Origin of the sequence: Vibrio sp. Isolate22 (assembly GCF_022398115.1) — a bacterium.
Taxonomy (GTDB): Bacteria; Pseudomonadota; Gammaproteobacteria; order Enterobacterales; family Vibrionaceae; genus Vibrio.
The window spans coordinates 20823-27555 of the sequence record NZ_JAKEUW010000063.1 but is presented as its reverse complement, the minus strand read 5'-3'; the positions used below and the strand labels follow the sequence as shown (position 1 = coordinate 27555).

At 45.7% G+C, this 6733-nt stretch carries 3 protein-coding genes and 2 pseudogenes; 2 read left to right on the top strand and 3 right to left on the bottom strand.

Going from position 1 to position 6733, the window contains the following annotated elements:
- Positions 1 to 131, bottom strand: a pseudogene (locus L1D55_RS23205) (IS5/IS1182 family transposase); the annotation flags it as partial.
- Positions 132 to 210: 79 nt separating this feature from the next.
- Positions 211 to 534 (bottom strand): annotated as a pseudogene (locus L1D55_RS23200) (DUF417 family protein); the annotation flags it as partial.
- A gap of 265 nt (positions 535 to 799) precedes the next feature.
- Here L1D55_RS23200 and L1D55_RS23195 point away from each other — a divergent pair.
- Positions 800 to 1162, top strand: coding sequence for a RidA family protein (locus L1D55_RS23195; RefSeq protein WP_004737330.1), 363 nt, complete (start codon positions 800 to 802; stop codon positions 1160 to 1162).
- Between the two features lie 96 nt (positions 1163 to 1258).
- On the opposite strand, the gene L1D55_RS23190 is transcribed toward L1D55_RS23195, so the two are convergent.
- The gene (locus L1D55_RS23190) at positions 1259 to 2845 is read right to left on the bottom strand and encodes a BCCT family transporter (protein ID WP_239919026.1); all 1587 of its coding nucleotides are present in this window, start codon (positions 2843 to 2845) and stop codon (positions 1259 to 1261) included.
- A gap of 476 nt (positions 2846 to 3321) precedes the next feature.
- On the opposite strand from L1D55_RS23190, the gene L1D55_RS23185 reads away from it, so the two are divergent.
- The gene (locus L1D55_RS23185; RefSeq protein WP_239919025.1) at positions 3322 to 6489 is read left to right on the top strand and encodes a glycosyl hydrolase family 18 protein; all 3168 of its coding nucleotides are present in this window, start codon (positions 3322 to 3324) and stop codon (positions 6487 to 6489) included.
- Positions 6490 to 6733: the final 244 nt, after the last annotated feature.

Genomic DNA, 6733 nt, shown 5'->3' with positions numbered 1-6733 from the left:
CGCTTATTCTGTTTGCTTTGCGCCCACCCGCTTATTGCTTCTTCATCAATCCAAAAGGTCAGAGAACCACGGTTAATGAGTGATTGGTTGTATTGCTTCCAGTTGGTTGTTTTGTAACGAGGCTTAGGCATAGGACTACGAGAGAGAGTGGAGGTAGCTGCTCAGATCGTAGGTTCTGGATTTAGTTCCATTGAATTACGCAACAAAGCCAATTAGAAAGCTCAGTGTCACAACAAAGATAGCCGCCGCTGCAATGCCAGAATAGAACGCGACCTGCGGCTTTTTAAATCCAATCATCAGCCCAATCGCGACAATGATTTCAGCACCACCAACCATGTTAGATACTGCTTGGACGGAGAATAAATTGTAAAGCCAGTTCATTGCTGGGTGGTTGGCAATTAAAGGCTCAATCAACATCGCCTCAGTAGGCGTAAACTTGTAAATTCCAATCCAAGCTAACACCAAAGCGACGCCTATCACGCCAAGGTTGTATCCAAAATTGCTTTGCTTCAATTCGTAGGTTTGAACATGCATAAAAGTACTCCATTAATAAGTCCTAAAACATGACCGCACTAGTTAAAATTTAATTTCGCGATATTGATAAAAATTTGATTATTTCACTGAATGTTATATGTCGAATCCATCAGCGGTTTAGCCATCGAGTCATTTGAGAAACAATGTGTTGGATTGTTTTTTGATGGCTTTATTAGGGAATTTCCAGCCGATTTTTGTTTTCAATATTAGGGATTTGAATTAGATTACTCTGACTTAGGTCCTAACAATAAGAAGAGAATAGCGAGTGAAGATCCATAGAATTAACCCGACCAAGCGTTGGTCTGATGTAACTGTTTTTAATGGTATTGCGAGCTTTGTTGAAGTTGCTGAGTCGGACACCTCTGCGGGCATTAAGAGTCAGGTTCAACAAATCTTTGAGCAAGCTGAAGAGATGATGAGCCTAGTAGACAGCGATAAATCTCGGGTATTGTCGGTCACTATTTACCTAACGGATTTCGCTAATTTTGATGCACTTAATGAAGTGTGGGAAGCATGGTTCCCTGAAGGCTGTGCGCCTAGCCGTGCTTGTGTGAAAGCGGAACTGGCAAACCCTGAACTGTTGGTTGAAATGTCATTCATGGTTGCCGCTGGTGAAAAGTTTCAATAAACCGACATACAGATAGATAAAACAAAGCCACTCAGGTGATTCACTTGAGTGGCTTTTTTGTTCGAAACACGAAACCGAGGTTAGTCGGCTTTGTGATTAAGCGATGCCTTGCTCTTTTGCCATCTGAGTCGCGATCTTAGGTGCATGCCATAAACATGGTAGTAAGATGATTGACACAGGAACGGCAGTAATAACAATGAACGACTGTAGCGCAGATATACCGCCAGAGCCCATTGAGATCAGTGCTATCGCTACAGCACCCATGATGATACCCCAGAAGGTGCGTACCGCTGCGTTTGGCTCTGTGGTACCTGTCATAACTACACTGATGGTGTAGGTCATTGAGTCGCCCGTTGTTACGATGAACGTGGTGGTCAGGATAAGGAACAGAATCGCAATCAGAGTCGGAAATGGCAGTTGCGCAGTAATAGCAAGTAATACCGCAGGAAGGTTGAAGCCTTCAAACGCACTAGAAATCACGCCAGGGTTTTCTAATTCAAACGCTAAACCGCTACCACCAACGATGCTGAACCAGAAGCAGGTTACCAGTGGAGCAACGATGCTAATAGACACGATCATTTGGCGAATAGTTCGGCCGCGTGAAATACGAGCAATAAAGATTGCCATCATTGGACCATAACCTAAGAACCAACCCCAGAAGAATACCGTCCAGCCACCAAGCCACGCTGTATCTTGGCGATAAAGCGCCATAGGGATGAAGTTATCGATCATTTCACCCATGCCTTGCAAGTAGCCATCAACGATGAAGCTTGTTGGACCTACAAGAAGGATGTAGCCGATAAGGCATACAGACAAGATGATGTTGTAACGGCTAACCAGTTGGATGCCTTTGTTCACGCCGCTCAATGCAGATAGGGTGTACATGGCGATGGCGAATAGAATAACGATGCTCTGAGTTGCAAAGCTGTCTGAGATGCCAAACAGCTCACTCAACGCATAACTGATTTGAAGACCTAAGAAACCAATTGGACCGATAGTACCTGCCGCCACAGCAACAATGCTACACGCGTCGACTACGTTACCGATCCAGCTATTAATCGCTTTGTCGCCCAGTAATGGGTAAAGCAGAGTACGAGGTTTAAGAGGAAGCCCTTTATCGTAGTGTAGGTGCATCAGCACGATCGAGGATAAGCCACCTAAGATTGCCCAAGCAAGAAAGCCCCAGTGCATGAAAGACTGGGATAGGGCGTTGAACGCCATTTCTTGAGGATCAGCGTTGCCGTATAGAGGCGGAGCAGAAACGAAGTGAGCAATAGGCTCTGCTGCTGCCCAAAATACACCACCGCCTGCGAGCAGCGTACATAGGACAATCGACATCCATTTGAAGGTGGTCATTTCAGGAAGGGCAAGTTTCCCTAAACGAACGTGACCTGTGCGTCCTAGTGCAAGCACTAAGCCGATAATGAAGTTGAGTAGTAAGAGAACCTGCCAAAAAGCACCGAACCATTTAGTCGAGTAACTAAAACCGATGTTCACAAGTTCTGATAACACCGAGGTGTTGGTGAAGGCAAGAATGACAAAGAGGGTTAAAAAGCTCCCACTTAGCCAAAATACTGGATTTCCAAGCTCCAGTTTTTCACCCAGAGACTGGGCTTTAGTGAAGTTAATAGAAGTAGATTCTGCGTTGATGTTTTCGTTGGCGACTTGCGTCAAGTTGGACATTATTTCTTCGCTATATTTGGCTCTTTCAAGCCTATGTATTTCTCCCACACTTGCATTGGAAATGTGAGGTTCGTCAAAAAAAGTCGCGATACTATCACAGTTGTTAAGAAAAAGTGGGTGAATTTAGAAAAGAAATCGGTTCTATGGCTAAATCACTCCCTTTTGGTTAGTTTTAAGACGAAATTTCAGAACGAATAAATAAAGTCGATATGAATAGAGTTTTGTAATTAATGAGGTGAGTTAGGCGATATTTTTTAGCGTACCGAAATAAATTTAATATTAGTTGTTCGTGCAAAATAAGTGTCGAGTCATTGCATGCTATAAACAAATTAATGCGAGTCATTTTATAAATATCGAATATTTTAGGTGTTAAATTGGCACTGTTACCTACAGTTGTTTTGCGAAGAGATTTAAGTGGTGAGAAATATGACACTTAAATTAAGCATCTTGAAACAATAACTTAAGGGACAGCTAACATGCACCTAAACCAAGGAAGAGTGGCCAAGAAGGTTTTTACACTCAGTACTCTCACCGCGTCATGCTTAATGGCGTTCAATAGCTACGCGGCTGTTGATTGTTCAACGTTAGAAGCGTGGGATTCAGCCACGGTATACACCGGTGGTGATCAGGTTTCACATGACGGCAGCGCGTACTCAGCGAATTACTGGAATCAAAACAACAACCCGAGCCAATTTGAAGGTGACTATGCACAATGGAAAAAGATTGATGTGTGTAGCGGTGGCGGAGACGGTGGGACGCCAAATGAAGTGCCAACCGCTTCGTTAACAGCACCTACCGCGTCAGATGTGATCGTTGAGGGCGATAATGTCGTCTTAAGTGCTACGGCACTTGATGCTGATGGTAGCGTTGCTTCAGTAGAATTCTTTGTCGATGGTACTTCCGTCGCAGTAGTAACAGCAGCACCATTTGAAGCGACTTGGGCTGCAACGTCTGGCAACCATCAGGTTTCTGTTGTAGCAACAGACAATGAAGGTGCAGCGAGTGTAGCAAGCGCGGTATCTGTTTCTGTTGACTCACTACAGCCAGGTAATGAAGCGCCAACGGTATCAGTTGCACTTTCAGCGGCTTCTGTAGATGTAGGTGGCGTGGTAACACTCAAGGCAACGGCTGCAGACAGTGATGGTACGGTTGATAAAGTCGATTTTTATGTGGCAGGTTCTTTAGTTGGAACGGCTGCAACAAGCCCGTATACGCTTGACTACACAACCACTCAAGCAGGTACTTTGTCTGTTTACGCTAAAGCGACCGACGATCAAGGTGCAACAACGGATTCAGCCTTGGCTTCTTTAAAGGTGAATGGTGCTCCAACGGTTAGTACATGTCGTCCTGATGGCTTGTATCAAACGCAAGGTGTCGATGTTCCTTACTGTACTATTTACGATGATGAAGGCCGTGAGAAAATGGGCGCGGATCACCCTCGTCGTGTGATTGGTTACTTCACCAGTTGGCGTGCAGGGGACGACCCTCAAGCGGCTTACTTAGTAAATGATATTCCTTGGGAACAACTCACACACATTAACTACGCGTTCGTGAGCATCGGTTCAGATGGCAAAGTGAATGTTGGTGACGTAAACGATCCGAATAATGCTGCTGTCGGTAAAGAGTGGCCGGGAGTCGAGGTTGATCCTGCATTAGGCTTTAAAGGTCACTTCGGTGCGCTCGCAACAGCCAAGAAAAAACACGGTGTTAAAACATTAATCTCAATTGGTGGTTGGGCTGAAACGGGTGGTCACTTTGCCACAGACGGCAGCCGTGTTGCTGATGGTGGTTTCTACACCATGACGACCAATGCTGATGGCTCTATTAACCATCAAGGCATAGAAACATTCGCGACATCAGCGGTTGAAATGCTGCGTAAGTATCAATTCGATGGTCTAGATATCGATTATGAGTACCCAACGTCAATGGCCGGCGCGGGCAACCCATACGACAAAGACTTCATGGAACCACGTCGACAGTACCTATGGGCTTCATACCAAGTATTGATGAAAGTATTGCGTGAGAAGCTTGATGTAGCATCTGTTGAAGATGGCAATCACTATATGTTAACTATCGCGGCGCCTTCTTCTGGTTACCTGTTGCGCGGTATGGAAACATTCGATGTGACTCAATATCTTGATTACGTGAACATCATGTCTTACGACCTTCACGGTGCGTGGAACGATCACGTTGGTCATAACGCTGCCTTGTTTGATACAGGTAAAGATTCAGAGCTAGCACAGTGGAACGTATACGACACGGCGGCTTATGGCGGTATTGGCTACCTGAACACGGATTGGGCTTACCATTACTTCCGCGGTTCAATGCCAGCGGGTCGTATTAACATCGGTGTCCCTTACTACACGCGTGGTTGGCAGGGTGTAACAGGTGGTGAAAATGGCCTTTGGGGCCGAGCTGCACTGCCTAATCAATCTGAATGTGCCGCTGGTACAGGTGAAGGCGAGAAGAACAACTGTGGTCATGGCGCGATTGGTATCGATAACATGTGGCACGATACCGACCCTAAAGGAAATGAAATGGGTGCAGGTTCAAACCCAATGTGGCATGCGAAGAACCTAGAGAAAGGCATTTGGGGTTCTTATGCGGATGCTTACAAGCTTGACCCTGTAAACGATCCAACAGATGTTCTAAGAGGTACTTACACGCGTAACTACGACAGCGTGGCGGTTGCGCCTTGGCTATGGAATGCTGAAAAAGGCGTGTTCCTTTCTACGGAAGATAAAGAATCTATCAACGTGAAAGCGGACTACGTTATCGACAAAGAAATCGGCGGCATCATGTTCTGGGAACTGGCTGGTGACTACAACTGTTATGTACTTGATGCAAGTGGCAACCGCACAACGGTTGATACTACAGAGCAAGCGTGTAACAGCGGTAACGGTGAGTTCCACATGGGTAACACAATGACTAAAGCTATCTACGATAAGTTTAAGTCGGCAACGCCATATGGAAACAAAGTCGCGACTGGCGCAATCCCTACCGAAACATTAGACATCGCGGTATCGGTTGGTGGCTTCAAAGTCGGTGACCAAAACTACCCAATTAATCCTAAGATCACGTTTACCAACAATACGGGTCAAGCACTGCCTGGCGGTACAGAGTTCCAGTTCGACATTCCAGTATCAGCGCCAGATAATGCGAAAGACCAATCTGGTGGTGGTTTGACTGTGATTGCGTCGGGTCATACTCGTGCGGATAACATCGGTGGCTTAGACGGTACTATGCACCGTGTAGCTTTCACATTACCTGCATGGAAAGAACTGCCTGCTGGTGGCGTGTATGAACTGGACATGGTGTATTACTTACCAATTTCAGGCCCTGCAAACTATGCCGTTAACGTAGGTGGTGTCGATTATGCCTTTAGCTTTGAGCAACCAGATTTACCTCTAGGTGATATTAGTTCTGGTGGCGGTAACCCTGGCGACGGTAGCACAAACCCTGGTACTTGTGATACAGCAGGCTTAACTGTGTACCCAGATCTGCCTCAGAAAGACTGGGCCGGCAATCCAAGCCATGCTAATACGGGTGACCAAGTGGTTCACAATGGCAGCATTTACCAAGCTAACTGGTGGACAAGTTCTGAGCCGGGCAGTGACGGTAGCTGGACCAAAGTGTGTTCATAGTATTGATTTGTTGATAGAGGTGAGAGCTTTCTAGCTTAGCCTCCTTAAACAAACCACTTAACGTAGAGTTAAACGCCGAACTCAATCCTGTTCGGCGTTTTTTATTCATGGTCTTACTATGCTTTACGCCTGCTATGTCTGAACGGTGAAAAAGTAGAAGGTAGTGAGCGTGTAGAGGAATAACAGATATAAAAAAGCCCAAATAGAACGCTCTATTTGGGCTTTTTCAGAATAGTTTGAAATC

What these genes read in the sequence shown, in the direction of transcription:
- L1D55_RS23190 (WP_239919026.1), bottom strand. Translation starts at nt 2,845, where the DNA reads ATGTCCAACTTGACGCAAGTCGCCAACGAAAACATCAACGCAGAATCT.
- L1D55_RS23185 (WP_239919025.1), top strand. Translation starts at nt 3,322, where the DNA reads ATGCACCTAAACCAAGGAAGAGTGGCCAAGAAGGTTTTTACACTCAGT.